Origin of the sequence: Legionella sp. 27cVA30 (assembly GCF_024160945.1) — a bacterium.
Lineage (GTDB): Bacteria > Pseudomonadota > Gammaproteobacteria > Legionellales > Legionellaceae > Legionella_A > Legionella_A septentrionalis.
On sequence record NZ_JAMYXK010000002.1, the window covers coordinates 498,811 to 517,310 of the forward strand.

The following is an 18,500-nucleotide window of genomic DNA, read 5'->3' on the forward strand; positions in this document are numbered from 1 at the left end:
TTATTCATCTGGATTAGCCATCCGGTGCGGCTGTTGTTGTGTAATGCAATGAATGCCGCCGCCGCCTGCGAATACATCCCGCGCTGCCAATTGCATGATTTTATGCTGTGGGAAGAGTTCGGTAAACAATGTGTAAGCTGCTTTATCATAAGCATCATATCCAAAAGCGGGCATAATGATGCCTTTATTCGCCAAGTAAAAGTTTATGTAGGACAAGGTCAAACGCTCACCATCAAGGTAAGTGGCTGGCGGTTGTTCAATGGTAAAGACTTGCAGGGGACGGCCTTTTGCATCCGTTGTGGTATTTAAAATTTCAAGATTTTCCTGCAAGGTTGTAAAATTAGGATCATCCTTATCGTGGGTAATTAAAGCCAGCGCTTTTCCCGGAGCGACAAAGCAAGCTATTTCATCGATGTGGCCATCAGTTTCATCCCCTAAAAGGCCTTTATTTAACCAGATTATTTTATCTGCCCCCACATATTCGTATAAATAATGCTCGATTTGGCTTTGGGATAAATGGGGATTACGGTTTAAATTCAGCAAACACTCGCGGCTGGTGAGTACAGTTCCCTCTCCATCTACGTGAAAAGAACCACCTTCCATAACCAAAGGCGCATGGAAGTATCGCGCTTGTACCTGATGAATCACGTGTTCAGCAATTTTATTGTCAAGTTCGTATTCGGAGTAATTGCCTCCCCAAGCATTGTGTATCCAATCGATGCCGGCCAATTCGCCTTGTGCATTTAGCAAAAAGGTTGGGCCTGTATCTCTGGTCCAGGAATCATTGATGGGCAGTGCCAGCAACCGAATGGATTCATGGCCACATAAACGGCGCGCAGAATCCATGTCTGTTGGATTAACCAGCATATTGACTGGTTCAAATTGCGCAATTGCTTTGGCTACTTTCGCATAAGCCATGCGTGCTGCTTCCATCCCTATGTTTGCCCATGTTTCCTGATGGCAAGGCCATGCCATCCAGCATGCCTCATGCGGGTACCATTCGGGAGGCATAAAAAAGCCTGCTTGTCTTGGTGTCATAAATAACCCTTTCTTAAAAACACTTACCATGAGAATTAGGCTGGGTGCTGATTCTCGATATATGAATTTCCATTTAAATAAGTCAGCTGTGGGAATATACTGCGAAGTTCATTTAAGTATTGCTGGATTTTTTCTTCGGGTAATTCATTATTAACCAATTGTTTTTCATAGGATTGTAGCAATTTTTTAGTGTCGAAATGTGCATAAGTCAATACATTCGCGACTGTGTCGCCGCTAACCAAATCATTAATTTCAAAACGGCCATCTTCTAATAATTTTACATCCAAAGAATTGGTATCTCCGAAGAGGTTATGTAAATTTCCCAGAATTTCCTGATAGGCACCTACCAGGAAAAATCCCAAGGCATAAGGGTTTTGTGCATCATAGGCTGGCAGCATTAGGGTAGAATTAATGCAACTTTGCCCGGTATATTGTTTCAATGTGCCATCAGAATCACAAGTCAAATCTTGTAAGATGCTGTGCATTGTTAGTTCTTGCCTCAAATGGGAAATAGGCGCCACCGGGAATATTTGCCCTATCGCCCAAGCATCGGGTAAAGATTGAAAAAAAGAAAGATTGCAAAATACCTTGGTTGCCAAACGCTGATTTATTATTTCCAACAGCTCTTTGTCCCCTGGGTTATTTTCATCTAATTCCTGCCGAATTTCTACGCAAATTGCATGATACAATTGCTCAACTTTTGCTTTCTCCGTAAGACTGATGACCCCATGCTTGAATAAGGAATTTGCTTCTTTAAACGCATGCTCCGCATAATGGTATGTTTCCGTGGGTGAGTTTTTATTAATTCGATGGTAAGCATCCCAAATGCCGTGGAGCACACGTGACTCATGGGGTTTAACCGTTGGTAAAATAGAAATTGCCCCAACGGTTTCAATACCGGTTATATTGGTAATCAGAACGGCATGGTGAGCGGTCAAAGCGCGGCCCGATTCGGAAATGATATTGGGTTCGGGCATACCAGCTTCTTGACATAAATCGCGTACAGCCAAAAGGATATTGGTTGCATATTCCTCCAGGCTGTAATTCATGGAACAACCCGCATTAGAGCGCGTGCCTTCATAATCTACACTAAGCCCACCCCCCACATCAATGGTATTTATGGGCGTGTTAAGACGGCGCAATTCAATATAATAACGTGCCACTTCCTGCATACAATTGCGGATATCATGAATATTGGCGATTTGTGAACCCAGATGGCAGTGCATGAGTTGTAAACAATCCAACACACCACGAGATTCCAAGTAGTTTATTAAGGCAAGTACTTGCTCAGCATGCAAGCCAAATTTCGATTTTAAACCGCCGGTATTTTCCCACTTGCCAGCTCCTTGGGTAAGCAAGCGAATACGTACCCCAATGTTTGGTTTTATTTGCAATTGCTTTGCTTCCTGCAAAATAATCTCAATTTCAGAAGGCTTTTCGATCACGATGAATACTTGATGCCCCATTTGCTGGGCAATCAAGGCTGCACGAATATAACATCTATCCTTATAGCCATTACAAACGATGGTAGAGGGTTGCTCGCCCAGCAAGCCCAGGACAGCCATTAATTCAGGTTTGCTGCCAGCTTCAAGTCCTACAGGGTATTGTGGGGCTTTTAATAATTCACGCACTACACAATATTCTTGGTTCACTTTAATGGGATAAACCAATTGGTAAGTTCCCTGGTAATTAGTTTCCCGGATAGCCAAGTTAAATGCCTCGTATAACTTTTTCACCCGATCATGCAGAATATCGGTAAAGCGGATCAATAAAGGAAGGTGCAAACCTGCGCGTTTAGCGGCGTGAACAATTGAAAGTAACTCTACGCCCGCCTGGGAAGAATGTTTACATATTTCAATATTACCTTTTGCATTAATATTAAAATAGCCTTCACCCCAAGTATTGATGTTATATAAATTTTCATCGGAAACAGCATTGTGATTCATGACACGCTCCATTGGCGTCAGGGTGAAGGGATAACCAAGTGATGGTATGTCGCGGGCTGGCGCTGCAGTGGGAAAGGAAATAAACGCCCCCATAAATCTCGCTTGGAAAAATCTAATTCGGCTACCAGTACTGCGGCTTCATGGCGCGGCGCTTGGGCTAAAATTTCTCCCATAGGGGTGCTGATAAAACTGCTGCCATAAAATTCCAAGCCATCTTCACAGCCAATGCGATTTACAGCGATGATAAATGCATTGGCCATAATGCCCTGGGCAACCATGACTTTTTGCCACATGGGTTGACTGTCAAAGCCTGGAGCAGTTGGCTCAGCCCCAATAGCTGTTGGGTATATTAAAATTTCTGCCCCTTTTAAGCCATAGATCCTTGAAAGTTCGGGAAACCACTGATCATAGCAAGTGGGCAGGGCCACCTTGTGTTGAGCAAGAGTATGCACAGGATAATTTGAATCACCTGGCTTGAAATAATAATTTTCGTGGTATTTTTCGCCGCTTGGGATGTGTTGTTTACGGGTATAGGCAACCAGTTGTCCGCAATCATCGAATGCGACTGCAGTGTTATAACCAGCTTTTTCAAATAATGAAGCGGTGATCCAAACTTTGGCTTCTCTTGCGCACTGGCTTACAAATTGAGCGGTTGGACCTGAATGCAGCTCCTCGCAATAAGGGGTGCTGTCAACATCAGGGCGCGTGCAAAAATAGGGGGATAGGGTTAATTCCTGCAGGCAAACGAGTTTTGCTCCTTGTTTGGCTGCTGAAAAAATTCCCGTAGCCAGCTTGTCACGGTGCACTTGAGGATTTTCATGCCAGCGTTCTTGCACTAAACCTACTTTTAACTGCAGTGCAGACATCGTTTCTTATCCTTAGGAAAAAATTACTTAAGTATATATTTCTTAAATTAATTTTCACACCCATAATCCACATAATTTTATGGTAAAAAAAATTAATTTTTTGTTGAATTCTTAATCAATTCTTAAGGTGATTTTTGCTACACTTTCAGGAGAAAAAGAATTAATTTATTTAACCAAGAAGGCAGCCATGTTGTTTGTTGTAATTGAATTGCCGCTTCGCATCAGTTTTAATCCGTTTTGTTCGCTGCACGATGACTTATTTGCTTTTTACAAACAAATCAAGCATTACGAAGCGCAAAAACGGATGCCACTGACGTCTTATTTCACTAATTATCATCATGCCGCAGAGCATACGGATGAATTGTCGAGACGTTTATCTCGGTACTTGGTGCTGGAAATGGTCTTGAATAATCGTTTTGAAATCAGCAATCGTCCACTACACTTCACGCGTTCTTTGGTAAGTGCCACCTTCCATTGTGGTGGCTTGGAGACTTATATTCAAAGAGAGCGTATCGAGAATGTATATCAGCCTATCCATGCAGTTAAGCCGTTTTCGCATATTCCAACTCAAGAGCCAAGCCTTGTTGCAAAAGCGCAGGAAGTTGCCAAAGAATTGGGCGAAGATTTGCCGGAAGAATTTCTCGACCCAATAACTGCAGAATTATTGCATGATCCGGTGGAAATCAATCATCGCGTCTATAATCGCCAATCTGTCGAACACATGATAGAAGAAGGGAAGTTCAAAGACCCATTTACTCGACAAAAAATTGACCCAGCGACCATGAAGTCGGCTTCCTATATGCTGGAAGCCATGGTAGCGCACCAGGAAGTTGTTGCAAACAAAAAAGAACCAGCCTTGATGGAAGCTTATAAACAAACTAAAGTCTTGCCGTTAAAAACATTGTTTAAACACTGGGAAGAATTGATCCATAATTCCTCCATGCAGTTGCGAAGCTAATTTTCCAAAATTATCAGTTAAATTGTTTGCGCTTTAGACAAACCGTACGGTGATGGCTTAACCCATTTGATAGATATTGGTGTCAAGCACTGCGCTTAAACCATCTAATTTTTTAGAAGAATCTGTTTTATTGAAAAAGAAATTTCTGTTGATTAAAACGGCAACAAAATATAGGACACCAAATCCTAGGATTGCGAGTGCAATATTGGCTAATATCGGCTTCCATACTTGCCGGTGTTTATCGAGCTCTTGATGTGCCTTGTCGATTTCTTGCTCTGCATTTTCTTTAAATTTGACATAGCCATGCTCAGTAGGATTGGCGAAATAAATTTTCGAAATCTCGGTTAAGTTAGTATGGAGACGCTGAGCTGCTTCGGCCGCAGGTAGGTAATTATTTTTGCGTAAATCAGCAGCTTTTGCCCTAATGATGTCTAATTGCATAAGGAAGTCGGCTTTTTTTTCTTCCAGTTTCAGTGAGAACTCCATTGCATGCGCTTCTTTTTTTAAGAGTCCCTGTAACCAGGATTCCGGATAGCCTGCAACGGAAATCTTCCTGATTTCATCAGCTTCCTCTGCTGCTTTTAATGGGGATTGTTCCTCCCCTATAGTCATTAAAGTCCAGGAAGCAAAGGCTCTATACTTCTTAATTTCTGAAAGCATTTTCTTAAGAAGCTCTTCCCTATTAGGGCATAATGGATCATAAATTAAGATGAGTTTGGTAGTGGTGACACTCGGATTTGCTGGTTCGATGGATGAGAGAAATTTAATGATATTGTCAAGGCCCTGAACCATGCTAAAGCCATCAGAGCTATTCACGTCCAAGTCACCGGAGGCATGATTGAGTTTAGTATTTTTAAATCTTTTTTCTATTTCACATAGTCTGAAATTTTTTTCATCTGCGTCAATCATTATGCCAATAACATTAACACTTATGTGCGACATAGAGGTACTACCTGTGTGATGGTTTTGCAGAATTGGTATTTTTCAGATCAAATCATCCGAATTGCGAAATTTACTTGAATTATCCGGGGTTTGCAAGTAAAGCATTCGCCACTTTAGATTGATTTTTCTTGCCCATTTTTTTACAAATCATATCGCCGATGACTGCGATTTTAAAAATATCCACCCCAGTTTCAATCCCTAATCCGTGCATGAGATAAAGCACATCTTCCGTGGCGACGTTGCCTGTTGCCCCGCGCGCATAAGGGCAGCCGCCAAGGCCTGCAACTGAGCTGTCGAAGCGGTGAATACCACACTGCAGGGCAGTATAAACATTTGCTATGGCTTGCCCGTAGGTGTCATGAAAATGCATGGCTATTTTTGAAAATGGCATATTGCTTTCAAGCGCATCAATAAGATTTTTGGTTTGCCTTGGCGTGCCGACACCTATGGTATCGCCGAAGCTAATTTCATCCACGCCCAGCAATAATAATTGTTCGGTAACCGCCAATACCTGCCGTGGAGTAATTTCTCCCTCATAGGGACAACCTAAAACACACGAGATATAAGCTCTCACGCGGATATGATGGTGTCTTGCTAATGCCATGACAGGAGTAAACCGTTCGATACTTTCTGAAATGGAGCAATTGATGTTGCGTTGATTAAAGGTTTCACTGGCGGCAGTAAAAATAGCTATCTCTTGCACTCCTGCTTCCAAGGCTTTCTGCATTCCCTGTTCATTCGGTACCAAAGCTGAAAAATGCACCCCGGGTTTTTTCTCAATGCCCAAGGCTACCGCTTCGTGATCGGCAAGTTGGGGGATGGCTTTTGCGGAAACGAAACTGGTGATTTCAATGTGCTGCAAACCGCTTTGGCTTAATGCATTGATCAACTCGATTTTAATGGGGGTAGGAACGAATACCGTTTCATTTTGCAGGCCATCGCGTGGTCCAACTTCAATAATCGTCACTTGCTGTGGGTAATTCATGGCAATCCCTTATGTAAAGCGAATTTGACAGTTAACTGCCGGTTAGCCAAGGCATGCGGTTTTGCTTTAATCCAAGGCTTCCATCGCCACCAATTCTGCCCCTTCGTTAACTTGAGCACCAATGTCATAAAATATTTCAACCACTCGCCCGTCTGCAGGAGCTTGAATGGTATGTTCCATCTTCATGGCTTCCAGCACAATTAAACGCTCCCCAGCCTTAATTTTATCACCTTTATTTTTTAAAATCGCTACTATGGTGCCGGGCATGGGAGCAGTCAACTGGGCTTTGCTGTGGCTTGTATCAGCGCTGGCTGTGTCCCAGTTAAAGCGATCCACCGTAATGGGCCCGGTTTCCAAATAAAAAATCATTTGCGGGGCTAGCTCTTCCAGCCACACCATCCAGGTTTCCTTGCCATCGCTTAAGCGCAATTGCCCATTGCACCAGCTTGCCTGGAGCTCACGGGTGGTTTTATTATTTAACTTAAGCACAAATTGTTCCAGACTTTTGGGGGAAATGGTTACTTCATAAAGCTCGTCCTGGATCCGATAGCGCCAGCGCCACTCGCTTGGTAAATGCATTTGCCAGGCAAAGGTGTCTGCTTGTAAGCCAGTTTTGTCCGTAGGGACAATGCGCAAATAATCGACACTGGCTGCCAGATATATTGCCAACCTGTTATCGCCTAGAGGAAGTTCAATCGTTTCCCGCTCCAGAAAATCAGTGCTTAGCATGGCTTCGGTAAATTGCCGATGCTTGGTAATTGCTTGTAAAAAGGCAATATTGGTTTTTACACCACCGATGTGATAATGCTGCAGAGCTTGTTGTAAACGTTGTAAAGCTTCATGGCGGTTATCTCCACAGGCAATCAGCTTGGCAATCATTGGATCGTAATAACGCGTAATCATAGAGCCGGCAATGACCCCGCTATCGATGCGTATCCCTGGCGAAGAAGGCTCTTTCAACAAACGTATTTGCCCAATGGAGGGTAAAAAACCATGTGCAGGATCTTCGGCATAAATACGGCATTCAATGGCGTGACCCTGCAAGTTGATTTCTTCCTGGCGGCAAGGTAAAGGCTCATTGGCAGCGATGCGTAGCTGCCATTCCACCAGGTCAAGTCCGGTTATAAGTTCGGTAACAGGATGCTCTACCTGCAGGCGGGTATTCATTTCCATGAAATAAAAACATTCATTATTTTCTACCAAAAATTCCACGGTACCGGCACCGCGATAATCGATGGTACGGGCAACCGTAATGGCAGCATTGGCCAAACCTTGGCGCAGAGCTTCTGACAAATTCGGGGCAGGGGCTTCCTCAATGATTTTCTGATGGCGGCGCTGCATTGAACAGTCGCGTTCAAAAAGATGCACAATGTTCCCATGATTGTCCGCCATAATTTGTATTTCTACATGCCGTGGATTGCGGATTAATTTTTCAATGAGCATGGTATCGTCTGCAAAACCGGCTGTTGCTTCCCGGCGCGCCCCTGCTAGGGCATCAAAAAAATTTGTTTCATCAAACACAGCGCGCATGCCTTTGCCGCCACCACCTGCAGCGGCTTTAAGCAACACAGGAAACCCCAGACGTTTGGCTTCAGCTAATAAATATTCGTCGTCTTGCCTCGTCCCATGATAGCCGGGTGTTAGGGGAACTGCGGTATTCTCGAGCATTTGTTTGGCAAGCTGTTTTGAGCCCATAGCTTCCATCGCTTGTTCACCAGGACCTATGAAAATGATCCCGGCTTTATTACAGGCTCGTACAAAATCGGAATTTTCCGACAGAAAGCCATATCCAGGATGGATAGCTTCTACTTTTGCCTGTGTGGCCACCGCAATGATTGCCTCGATATTCAGGTAACTCGCAATGGCTGCGGGTTCTCCTATACAAAAGGCTTCATCAGCCAAAGTAACATGCAGGCTGTTTTTGTCTGCAGTAGAGTAAACGGCTACCGTTTCAATTCCCATATTCCGCGCAGTTTTAATGATGCGGCAGGCTATTTCGCCACGGTTGGCTATTAGAATTTTTTTAAACATGAAATTCTTTTCCTGTTTATAATGAACCTTTTGACTAATCCCAAACGGGCGTCTCTTTATTAAGAAAAGCTTGCAAGCCGCGTTGTCCTTCTGCAGAAACGCGCTTTTTAGCAATGAGGGCTGCTGTTTTGTGCAGCAATTGTTCATTGATGGATTCATCAGCCACCTCGGCAACCAATGCCTTCGCTGCCTGAACTGCAAGCGGAGCCAATTCCGCAAGCTTTTGAGCATAATCTAGCGTATAAGCATAAAGCTCGCTTTCTGGAACGCAATGTTGTATCAAATTAAGCCGCAGTGCTTGCTTGGCATCAAACATTTCCGCGCTCATAAATAACCAGGCGGCAGCGCGTGCTCCAATGGCGTTGATGACATAAGGGCTTATGACCGCAGGAATTAATCCAAGCTTGACTTCAGAAAAGCAAAACCGGGCAGTATCTGCTGCTATGCCGATGTCACAGGCAGCAATCAAGCCTGCGCCGCCGCCAAAAGCAGAACCTTGCACCATGGCTATAGTGGGTTTAGGGCTTTGATTTAAAGTAAACATCAACCGCGCCAAAATAGTCGCATCGGCCAAATTTTCAGCCTCACTGAAACCTGCCATGCGCTGCATCCAATTAAGATCCGCTCCTGCAGAAAAATGTTTGCCGTTTGCTTTTAACACAATGACGCGGACTTCGTGGTTATGCTTTGCCTCATCCAGGAGCTTTTGCAATTCTTCCAACAGCAATTCATCGAATGCATTGTATTTATCAATTCGATTTAAAGTTATGAAGAACACACGCCCTTGCAGTTCACTTAAAACATCACTCATGTAAATTCCTTTCTTAATTACATTCTAAATACGCCAAAATGAGTTTTCTCAATAGGAGCATTAAGAGCGGCTGACAAGCTCAATCCCAAAATTTTACGGGTATCGACCGGTGCAATAACCCCATCATCCCACAGTCTGGCACTGGCGTAATAAGGATTTCCTTGAGTTTCATATTGTTCGCGAAGGGCTGCTTTGAATTGTTCTTCTTCAGCAGCCGGCCATGCAATTCCTTGTTTTGCATATTTATCACGATTGACTTGAGCAAGGACATGGGCCGCTTGTTCGCCTCCCATCACGGAGATGCGTGCATTTGGCCAAGACCATAAAAAGCGTGGATTGTAGGCGCGTCCGCACATGGCGTAATTTCCTGCGCCAAAGCTTCCCCCTACAATCACGGTGAATTTGGGCACTTGCGCGTTTGCAACAGCAGTAACCATTTTTGCCCCATGCTTTGCAATACCCGCTGCTTCGTATTTGCTGCCTACCATGAAACCGGTAATATTTTGCAAGAACAGTAATGGAATTTTCCTAAGGCAACAAAGTTCAATAAAATGCGCGCCTTTTAATGCGCTTTCACCGAATAAAATGCCGTTATTGGCAAGGATGCCGATGGGGAAACCATACAAATTGGCGAAGCCGCACACCAGACTGGTTCCATACAAAGCCTTGAATTCCTCAAATTCCGATGCATCAACAATCCTTGCAATGATTTCCCGCATGTCGAAAGGCTTGCGTGAATCGGTTGGAATAATGCCATTTAATTCAGCCACATCGTAGAGGGGTTCACGGCTGGCAATCGTCACCAGTGCTTCAGGCTTGCGGCGGTTAAGCTGTCTTACTATGCCTCTTGCCAAATGCAAAGCATGCTCGTCATTTTCGGCATAATAATCAGCGACCCCGGATTGCCGGCAGTGTACATCGGCTCCGCCTAATTCTTCGGCGCTGATTACTTCGCCAGTAGCGGCTCTCACTAAAGGTGGGCCGCCTAAAAAAATAGTCGCTTGATTTTTTACCATAATGGATTCGTCCGCCATGGCAGGCACATAAGCGCCGCCAGCTGTACAAGACCCCATGACCACGGCAATTTGCGGGATATTTTGCGAAGACATGGTGGCTTGATTATAAAATATGCGTCCGAAATGATCCCTATCGGGAAATACTTCATCTTGTCGAGGTAAAAAAGCGCCTCCGGAATCTACTAGATAAATGCAAGGTAAATGGTTGATTTGCGCAATTTCTTGGGCACGTAAATGCTTTTTAACCGTAAGAGGATAATAAGTGCCGCCTTTAACTGTGGCATCATTTATGACAATCATGCACTCTTGATTTTCAATGCGCCCAATTCCTGTAATCAGACCCGCAGCAGGCACGTTGTCTTCATAAACTTGATAAGCCGCGAGCTGAGACAATTCAAGAAACGGGCTGCCTGGATCAAGCAGCTGTTGCAAACGTTCTCTTGGGAGTAATTTCCCATGCTGTAAGTGACGTGTGCGTGCTTTTTCATCGCCGCCAAATGCAATTTTTTCTACTGTGGTTTGCAGCTGTCGGACCAATGCCTGCATTGCATCCTGATTGGCTTTAAACTCGCTGCTTGCCGTGTTAATTTTGCTCGTGATTTTCATTGGACTTCTCAAATAAGAATGTTACTGAGTACGATAATCAGCCATAAAAGCCATGTAGCCAAAATAAAATAGGGGAGGGATTTTCCTTTAACCAGCCGGTAAATAAATGCGGGCACAGCTACGATGCAAACGGGTATGAATACCAGCGTAATGATTTCACGGATCATCACGCCAAGCTTGCTTGAGCTAAAGACAGGCATTAGTTTTAAATTCACATAAGTGTAAAACATATCCACATAGACGATTAACAAGTGGGCATATTTAGCACAAGCAACGAGCAAGATGCTAAACAAAAGATAAAGAGCGCTTTGTTTAAGTAACATAAACTTCCTTGACAAGCTGGGTGTTATGCCCGGATAACGCGAAGCGTATCCGGGCTTTTAATTGCTGCCTGGCGAGCCATGCCGCAATTTTATCATATTAATTCAATGGCTATGGCAGTTGCTTCGCCGCCGCCAATGCAAAGAGCTGCCACACCCCGACGTTTTTGTTGTTGTTTTAAGGCATGGATTAAGGTAACCAGAATGCGTGCGCCGGAAGCGCCAATAGGATGCCCTAAAGCACAGGCGCCGCCATGAATGTTTACTTTTGCAGCATCCAATTCCAAATCTTTAATGGCAGCCATGGCAACTACAGCAAACGCTTCATTGATTTCATACAAATCCACTTCGTGTGCCTGCCAATTTATTTTATTTAATAAATTCCGTATAGCGATAACGGGTGCGGTAGTAAACCAGGCAGGTTCTTGTGCATGCGTCGTATGGCCTATGATCCTTGCCATGGGGTTTATGCCTCGTTGCTCGGCCCATGCAGTGCTTGTTAAAATTAAGCTGGCTGCTCCGTCTGAAATGGAACTGGAGTTGGCGGCCGTCACGGTACCGTCTGCTTGAAATGCCGGGCGTAAATTAGGGATTTTTGCAATTTTTTGCGCATCAGGCCCTTCATCGCGGTTTACGGTCAATGTTTCTTTCCGGCCGCTGATGGTAACGGGAGTTATTTCCTCGCGAAAGCTGCCGTCTTCTTCTGCCTGTAAAGCAAGCGTCATGGAGCGGATAGCATAAGCATCTTGCTCTTCGCGCGAAAAATTATATTTTTTAGCTGTGGCTTCGGCAAAATACCCCATAAGCTTGCCGCGATCATAAGCATCCTCAAGCCCGTCCAAGAACATGTGATCTTTTAATTCGCCATGGCCCAGGCGGTAACCGGCACGTGCTTTAGTAAGCAAATAAGGTGCATTACTCATGCTTTCCATGCCGCCTGCCAAGATGACATTAGCGGAGCCCGCCTTAATGGCATCGTGAGCCATCATCACCGCTTTCATGCCTGAGCCGCACATTTTATTGATGGTTGTCGCACCCTTGGAGTCAGGGATGCCGGCAAGTTTTGCTGCTTGGCGTGCAGGTGCCTGGCCGATGCCGGCTTGTAAAACACAACCGCTTAATACTTCGTCAATTTCAGAGGGCTGGACGCCAGCTTCTTGCAATACGGCGCGATGGGCTGTTGCAGCCAATTCAGGAGCAGAAAGTGAAGATAAACTGCCTAACATATTGCCCATAGGGGTGCGTTTGGCTGCAACAATAACAATATCATCCTGTTTCATGTGAGAATCCTATTAATTTTTTGTGTCGTTAAATAATTCACGCCCAATTAACATGCGCCTGATTTCCGAAGTGCCGGCACCGATTTCATATAATTTTGCATCACGCAACAATCGTCCGGTCGGGTATTCATTGATGTAACCGTTTCCACCCAGGATCTGAATCGCTTGCAGAGCCATTTGCGTTGCATTTTCTGCAGTATATAAGATGATGCTTGCCGCATCTTTCCGGCTTACCTTGCCTTGATCGCAAGCGCGGGCAACAGCATAAAGATAAGCGCGGGAAGCATTTAAATCCGTATACATATCAGCCAGTTTGCCCTGGATGAATTGAAACTCTCCTATGGCTTGATTAAATTGGCGACGTTCATGCACATAGGGAAGTACTACGTCTAAGCATGCTTGCATAATGCCTACCGGACCTGCTGCCAGAATAGTACGCTCATAATCCAGGCCACTCATTAATACTTTTACACCTTGGTTCAACTCGCCAAGTAAATTTTCCGCAGGTACTTCACAATCCTCAAAGACCAATTCACAAGTATTTGAACCACGCATACCGAGTTTGTCAAGTTTCTGGGCAGTACGAAAACCTGCAAACCCTTTTTCAATAATAAAAGCGCTTATCCCTTTGCTGCCTGCTTGCTTGTCGGTTTTGGCGTATACCACGAGAACATCAGCGTCTGGACCATTGGTGATCCACATTTTTGTGCCATTGAGGATGAAAAAATCACCGCGCTTTTGCGCGTTTAACTGCATGCTAACCACATCGGAGCCTGCATTAGATTCGCTCATGGCAAGTGCGCCAATGTGTTCCCCACTAATGAGTTTAGGTAAATAACGGCGTTTCTGCCAGTCATTGCCATTGAGATAAATCTGGTTCACGCACAAGTTGGAATGTGCGCCATAGCTCAAGCCTACGGAAGCGGAAGCACGCGAAATTTCTTCCATTGCAATGACATGCGCAAGATATCCCATGTTTGCGCCACCGTATGCTTCGCTAACCGTGATGCCCAGCAAGCCCATGTCACCTAATTTTTTCCATAAATGATTTGGAAAAGCATTATCTACATCAATTTGGGCAGCCAAGGGGGCTATTTCATGACGTGCAAATTGCTTTACACTGTCACGCAATAAGTCATACGTTTCACCAAGACAATGTTGTAGACCGAGATGCATAGACGACTTCCTGTTGCTCAGACAAATACGTTAGACTATACCTCTCATAGTTGCAGTTGTGAAGATATGGAGAATACCTGATGCGTGAACTGGTTTTATGGGGACACCATGTGGATGAATATCGGGAGATGTTTAATTTAACTGCGGCAGATTTTAATTCCCGCATACTGGAATATGGTTGTGGTCCTAGCGCAATCAATGCAGAATTGCATGAAGTGACACACCATATAATCAGCTGTGATCCTTTGTTTACGTTGGACAAAGCCACTCTCTCAACCAAAGCTTCCCTTATTTTTGAAGACGTAATTTCTAAAATAAGTATGGAAAAAGAGAAATTTGATTTTAGCCGATATGGAGATTTGCAAGGCTTGATCCGTAAACGCAGGCAAGGTATGCAAGAATTTTTTAGGGATTATGAGCGTGGTCGTACAGAAAAACGTTATTTACCCGTTCATGACTACCATTTGCCTTTTGCCGATTTCTCTTTTGATTTTGCATTGAGTTCCAACTATTTATTTGCTGATTTGGAAGAACAAGACGTCGAATTTCATCTGCGTATTTTGCGTGAATTGGCAAGAGTTGCCAAAGAAGTACGGGTCTTTCCCTTGATCGACAGGCAGGGACAACCTTCTTCTTTCCTTGGTCCGGTTCTTTTGGGGTTGCAGAAAGACAATTATGGTGTGGAAGTTTGTGAAGTGCCTTACCGGTTGCAACGGCAAGGTAATGCCATGTTGCGCGTTTGGGCACAACAATGCCCGGTTGAATCATAGCAAGCAATCTTTGGGTTTGCCAATATTCTCCCTCACTGTTTAAGGTTTTTATGTATTCATTACTTAAGCATTTGTTATTTTGCCTGGAACCTGAGAGGGCACACCGCGTTGCGCTTTCTCTATTGCATTATTCTCCTGCGGCTTTCTTTCCAAAGCCTTTGCAAAAACCGGTTGAAGTATTGGGTTTGTCGTTTCCCCACCCGCTTGGTTTAGCTGCAGGTTTTGACAAAAATGGGGAGCATTTGGCTGCATTAGCTAAATTAGGCTTTTCGTTCATCGAAGTGGGTACTGTGACGCCCAAACCGCAGCCGGGAAATCCTAAACCCCGCTTGTTTCGTTTGCCTAAAGCGCAAGCATTGATTAACCGCATGGGTTTTAATAATGGTGGAGTTGATGCGCTGGTAGAGAATATAAAAAAAACCAGTTATCAGGGAATTTTGGGCATTAACCTTGGCAAAAATAAAGATACGCCGCTTGCGCAGGCAGCAGATGATTATTTATACGGTTTACGTAAAGTTTATGCGCATGCTTCTTATGTGACCGTCAATATTTCATCGCCCAATACTCCGGATTTACGCCAGTTGCAGCAAGGCATTTATTTCAATCAGCTGATAAGTGCTCTTCGAGAGGAACAATTGTATTTAGCGGATTTGCATCAGCGTTATGTCCCTTTGCTGATTAAATTGTCGCCTGATGAAACAGATGAAGAATTAAAAACAATGGCTGATGCGATTGTTTCCTGTGGGATAGACGGTATCATCGCCACGAATACGACCTGCACACGTGAAGCGGTTAAACATTTACCGCATGCTGAAGAAAGCGGCGGTTTGAGCGGATGTCCGCTGGCTAAGCGCTCTACTGAATGTCTGCGCGTGTTAAAACAAATCGTAGGGGATGAAGTCACCTTAATTGCCGCAGGGGGTATTGATTCAGCCGAAGTGGCGCAAGAAAAACTTGCAGCCGGGGCGTCATTATTGCAAATTTATACAGGATTAATCTATCAAGGGCCGCGTTTGATTAAGAGCATAGTCGACACCATCGATTGATTAGTTCGTGCGCTTGCTAACCCTACTATGGGCCGTTATGAATACACTTAAAATAGGAATTATTTGTCTTTCACTGTCTTATGCCTGCAATCTTTATGCTGCAGAAAAATGGCCGGAAATACTTTTGTACAAGGATAAGCCGGTTGATTCCTTATGCCTTTTTGAAGGAAACGAGGAAGCAGAAGGGGAAGTGAGTTTAGCGAAATGCGGACTTCATGCAGAAGCTGCGCGGAAAAAAACTGGAGAAAATCCGGATCTTATTCAGCAAGGATATGCTGGCTATGATTATACGTGGGAAGTAGAAGATGCAGATACGCAAGGGTATAGCTATTACAAGCCTTTTGCTATGACTGGGAATGCCGCCGTTGTTTTAACCAGAAACAACAGTGGCGGTACCGGCCAGTTTTCATCGTTAATTTTGGTAGCGCGGAATGCAGATCGGCTTAAAATTACTGCTTTTGCTGGCGGAGATCGCTGTAACAATGGCATTACCGATATGAAGCTTGAGCAGGACGCACAAGGTAACTCATATTTAGTATACGGGGTTAATTTAACAGCATTTGATTTCTTGGATTTGGCCAACGATAATCCACATCACCTAGAAGCTTATGCGGATTTGGATGCTTGCGCGGCTTGCTGCAAAGCAAGTGCCATCATGCAGCGCAGTTTGGATGAGAATTTTGCCAAGGAAAAGTTGTTATACGTTGATTTGTCTTCGTATGCTGCCAATGCAGAGGAAGCTTCATCCGACATAAAATATCAGGCTTGTTTTGACAGCTTGTTTAACGAATATGTGAAGAAAAATAATTCTCGATTGAATCCGCAAGCCCTTGCCCAATTCACGCAGCGGTTTAATACGCAATGCGTGTCAAAAAAATAATTCGGTTTGTTGCTGCAAAACTTAGGTATTCAGCAACGCACCAGAGGCAGTTCAGACCATTGCGTCGTATAGTTTGGAGACTTTAATTGCTTTAATGCTGCCCAAGGTTGCTGACAGCCCTCGGCAGCGAGACGGATGGTTTGCCGCCCAAATTTGGCATTAATCTTATCCATCAAACCCATAAATTGTTCTGTTTTTTCTCTTTCTTTTGCAGAGGCTGATAAAAATAAATCCAACTGCGAGGTTTCTCTAGCCACCAAATCGCCCAAACGGATCCCTACTTTTTTGTATTGAATCCCATTGCGGTGTATTTTTTGCAAAGCCAGTTTCGCATAATGGGTGATTTGCCGCAAATCGTCGGTAGGGGCGGCCAGCTTCATCTCTATCCAATTATCATATTGTTCTAAATCGTTACGGAAGCGATTGGAATAAACAAAAACAGTCACATGCTGTGCCAATAAGCGGTGTTCACGTAATTTCTCACAGCTTCTTCTGCAATGGAAACTAACTGCCTGCGCTATTACTTCATACTCTGCTTGCATAACCCCAAAAGAGCGTGACGAAATAATGCTATGCTGGGACTCTTTCACTGTGAGATTCGCACAACGGGTGCCATTTAATTCCATAACCGTGCGTTGCAACATGACCGTAAATAAATTTTTCATATGATGCGGATTAGCTTCTGCCAAATCCATGGCTGTATAAATTCCTTGCTCAGTCAGTTTCTTATGAAGTTTGCGGCCTACTCCCCAGATGTCACCGACGGAGATTTTTTGCAGCCATTGTCTTTGTTGATTGATATTAAACACCGGGATTTTAAGTTTACTTTTGGCAATGTAGTTGGCTGTTTTTGCTAGTGTTTTGCTGGCCCCTATGCCGATGGATGTAGGAATGCCAGTGCAGCGCAAAATAGTTTTTTGTAAAGTGGAGCAAAAAATTTCCAGCTCGTTTTCGGGTAAACTGCTTAAATCCAAAAAAGCTTCGTCAATGGAGTAGATTTCAACATGCGGCCAATGAGCTTCGATTACGCTCATTACCCGCTGTGATATATCGCCATAGAGCGTAAAATTTGAAGAAAATATTTGTACATTATGTTGTTTGCATAAAGTTTTAACTTTGAAAAAAGGTATTCCCATGCCAATGCCCAAGTCTTTGGCTTCATTGGAGCGCGCAATGACACAACCATCATTACTCGATAACACCACAATCGGGTGGTTTCTTAAATCTGGGCGAAACAATCGCTCGCAAGAAGCATAGAAATTATTGCAGTCGAGCAAAGCGAACATTATTTCATCTCATGGATGACAAAAGTGACTACACCCCAAATGATCACGTCTTGTTCGTGCGTGATATCAAGCGCGGGATAATCTGGATTCGCCGCAAGCAGCTGCACGCGCCCATCCCGCCGTGACAGGCGCTTTACGGTGAGTTCGCCATGGACAGCAGCGATGATAATTTTCCCGTGTGTTGCCTCCAAACTCTTGTCCACCACGAGAATATCGCCGGGTTGAATTCCTGCATGCATCATGGAGTCACCGGTGGCGCGCACCAGAAAAGTAGCTGCGGGGTGTTGGATGAGATGTGAGTTTAAATCCAGTTTTCTTTCAATATAATCATCGGCTGGGGAGGGAAAGCCTGCCTGTACTTTGCACCCGTACAACGGTAATTGGTAAGGATTATCCTGCAAAAGGAGTGTGCGAATTTCTTCCACGCGCGATAAAGGAAGCCGCATTGCTGTCGTCGCTTCCCCATATTTACCCAAACCTTTAGGCCGCCCGGCTCCCGGCCTTGCCCCGCCGCGTTTACTCATCATAAAAACTTGAAAAATG

At 44.4% G+C, this 18,500-nt stretch carries 17 protein-coding genes; 4 read left to right on the top strand and 13 right to left on the bottom strand.

Translation table 11 applies throughout. The features are described from left to right. The 3 genes from NKV53_RS07600 to NKV53_RS07610 are packed head-to-tail and all read right to left on the bottom strand — an operon-like array spanning window position 1 to window position 3,850. Entirely contained in the window at window positions 1-1,038 is a 1,038-nt protein-coding gene (locus NKV53_RS07600) for an agmatine/peptidylarginine deiminase (protein WP_126952988.1), read from the bottom strand. A 35-nt stretch (window positions 1,039-1,073) separates the two neighbouring features. After that, window positions 1,074-2,984 carry a biosynthetic arginine decarboxylase gene (gene speA / locus NKV53_RS07605; protein ID WP_126952989.1) on the bottom strand — a complete coding sequence of 637 codons (1,911 nt, stop codon included), beginning with the start codon at window positions 2,982-2,984 and terminating at the stop codon, window positions 1,074-1,076. Between the two features lie 17 nt (window positions 2,985-3,001). Beyond that, the gene (locus NKV53_RS07610) at window positions 3,002-3,850 is read right to left on the bottom strand and encodes a nitrilase-related carbon-nitrogen hydrolase (protein ID WP_126952990.1); all 849 of its coding nucleotides are present in this window, start codon (window positions 3,848-3,850) and stop codon (window positions 3,002-3,004) included. Between the two features lie 127 nt (window positions 3,851-3,977). On the opposite strand from NKV53_RS07610, the gene NKV53_RS07615 reads away from it, so the two are divergent. Beyond that, window positions 3,978-4,808, top strand: coding sequence for a U-box domain-containing protein (locus NKV53_RS07615; RefSeq protein WP_148110498.1), 831 nt, complete (start codon window positions 3,978-3,980; stop codon window positions 4,806-4,808). Between the two features lie 57 nt (window positions 4,809-4,865). On the opposite strand, the gene NKV53_RS07620 is transcribed toward NKV53_RS07615, so the two are convergent. The 8 genes from NKV53_RS07620 to NKV53_RS07655 form a co-directional block, all read right to left on the bottom strand. Next, a complete protein-coding gene (locus tag NKV53_RS07620) occupies window positions 4,866-5,717 on the bottom strand; it encodes a hypothetical protein (protein WP_148110499.1) in 852 nt (283 codons plus the stop codon). A 112-nt stretch (window positions 5,718-5,829) separates the two neighbouring features. Further along, a complete protein-coding gene (locus NKV53_RS07625; RefSeq protein ID WP_126952993.1) occupies window positions 5,830-6,735 on the bottom strand; it encodes a hydroxymethylglutaryl-CoA lyase in 906 nt (301 codons plus the stop codon). A 66-nt stretch (window positions 6,736-6,801) separates the two neighbouring features. Continuing rightward, complete coding sequence (locus NKV53_RS07630) at window positions 6,802-8,766, bottom strand: acetyl-CoA carboxylase biotin carboxylase subunit (protein ID WP_127032416.1); 1,965 nt, start codon at window positions 8,764-8,766, stop codon at window positions 6,802-6,804. 34 nt (window positions 8,767-8,800) lie between these two features. Beyond that, on the bottom strand, window positions 8,801-9,577 hold the full coding sequence (locus NKV53_RS07635; RefSeq protein WP_126952995.1) for an enoyl-CoA hydratase-related protein: 777 nt from the start codon (window positions 9,575-9,577) through the stop codon (window positions 8,801-8,803). 17 nt (window positions 9,578-9,594) lie between these two features. Then, complete coding sequence (locus NKV53_RS07640) at window positions 9,595-11,199, bottom strand: carboxyl transferase domain-containing protein (protein WP_126952996.1); 1,605 nt, start codon at window positions 11,197-11,199, stop codon at window positions 9,595-9,597. 8 nt (window positions 11,200-11,207) lie between these two features. Then, window positions 11,208-11,522, bottom strand: coding sequence for a hypothetical protein (locus NKV53_RS07645; protein WP_126952997.1), 315 nt, complete (start codon window positions 11,520-11,522; stop codon window positions 11,208-11,210). A gap of 92 nt (window positions 11,523-11,614) precedes the next feature. After that, on the bottom strand, window positions 11,615-12,799 hold the full coding sequence (locus NKV53_RS07650; protein ID WP_126952998.1) for an acetyl-CoA C-acyltransferase: 1,185 nt from the start codon (window positions 12,797-12,799) through the stop codon (window positions 11,615-11,617). A 12-nt stretch (window positions 12,800-12,811) separates the two neighbouring features. Beyond that, window positions 12,812-13,975, bottom strand: coding sequence for an isovaleryl-CoA dehydrogenase (locus NKV53_RS07655; RefSeq protein ID WP_126952999.1), 1,164 nt, complete (start codon window positions 13,973-13,975; stop codon window positions 12,812-12,814). 80 nt (window positions 13,976-14,055) lie between these two features. Between NKV53_RS07655 and NKV53_RS07660 the strand changes: the two genes are divergently transcribed. The 3 genes from NKV53_RS07660 to NKV53_RS07670 are packed head-to-tail and all read left to right on the top strand — an operon-like array spanning window position 14,056 to window position 16,671. After that, window positions 14,056-14,745 (top strand): hypothetical protein, encoded by a 690-nt coding sequence (locus NKV53_RS07660; protein WP_126953000.1) that lies wholly within the window; start codon window positions 14,056-14,058, stop codon window positions 14,743-14,745. Between the two features lie 50 nt (window positions 14,746-14,795). Beyond that, a complete protein-coding gene (locus NKV53_RS07665; RefSeq protein WP_126953001.1) occupies window positions 14,796-15,791 on the top strand; it encodes a quinone-dependent dihydroorotate dehydrogenase in 996 nt (331 codons plus the stop codon). A gap of 37 nt (window positions 15,792-15,828) precedes the next feature. Further along, window positions 15,829-16,671, top strand: a complete 843-nt coding sequence (locus NKV53_RS07670) for a hypothetical protein (RefSeq protein ID WP_126953002.1) — start codon at window positions 15,829-15,831, stop codon at window positions 16,669-16,671. Between the two features lie 29 nt (window positions 16,672-16,700). Here NKV53_RS07670 and NKV53_RS07675 read toward each other — a convergent pair whose 3' ends face one another. Together NKV53_RS07675 and NKV53_RS07680 are read right to left on the bottom strand one after the other, a co-directional pair. Next, complete coding sequence (locus NKV53_RS07675) at window positions 16,701-17,957, bottom strand: Y-family DNA polymerase (protein ID WP_127056975.1); 1,257 nt, start codon at window positions 17,955-17,957, stop codon at window positions 16,701-16,703. Beyond that, entirely contained in the window at window positions 17,957-18,481 is a 525-nt protein-coding gene (locus NKV53_RS07680; RefSeq protein WP_126953125.1) for a LexA family transcriptional regulator, read from the bottom strand. The genes NKV53_RS07675 and NKV53_RS07680 overlap by 1 nt, the downstream gene beginning before the upstream one ends. Window positions 18,482-18,500: the final 19 nt, after the last annotated feature.